Raw genomic sequence first — 531 nt, 5'->3', positions numbered from 1 at the left:
CTTCATTCAAACGGTTGCGCAATTTTAAGGCTCAATCAGTTCAAGCCTGCTTTCCAGCTCTATCTGAAAGAACTGGTTCTTCTGTTTCAGCTCTTCGCCGCGTGTGAGGAGTTGCAACATGATCTCCATGGCCTTCTCACCTTGTTCACGGGGAAATTGTTCTACCGAGGCGAGCGGCGGCGTATCCATATAATGGGTAATGGGCAGATTGGCGCAACTTACAAATGAAAGGTCTTTGTTGATCTTTTTGTTCTGTTTGCGTGCATAACGGATGGCGTCAAGGGCTACATAGTCATTGAATGCAATGATGGCCGTAGGCGGATTTTTCAATCCCAGTAATTGCTGCATGGCATCTTCCGTACCAGCCGTGGAAAGATCGGTAGACACAACAAGACTCATGTCTATTTTGATCTTTTTACCGTGCAAACCATCGGTATATCCTTCCATGCGCTCTTTGGTAGCCAGCAGGGAAACAGGGCCATTGATGAGTCCAATGCGTTTATGTCCTTTTTTTATGAGAAAATGCACGGC

The 531-nt window shown here is 46.3% G+C and carries 1 protein-coding gene; it reads right to left on the bottom strand.

Annotated features, from left to right (window positions below; translation table 11 throughout):
• Nucleotides 1-24: 24 nt before the first annotated feature.
• The coding region (locus I6A82_RS14380; RefSeq protein WP_198095662.1) for a substrate-binding domain-containing protein at nt 25-531 on the bottom strand (507 nt) is incomplete at its 5' end.

The sequence above is a fragment of the Novosphingopyxis sp. YJ-S2-01 genome (genome assembly GCF_016093175.1).
GTDB lineage: Bacteria > Pseudomonadota > Alphaproteobacteria > Sphingomonadales > Sphingomonadaceae > Novosphingopyxis > Novosphingopyxis iocasae.
Note: the sequence above shows the minus strand (reverse complement) of the source record. Positions and strands in the feature narration are given on the sequence as shown.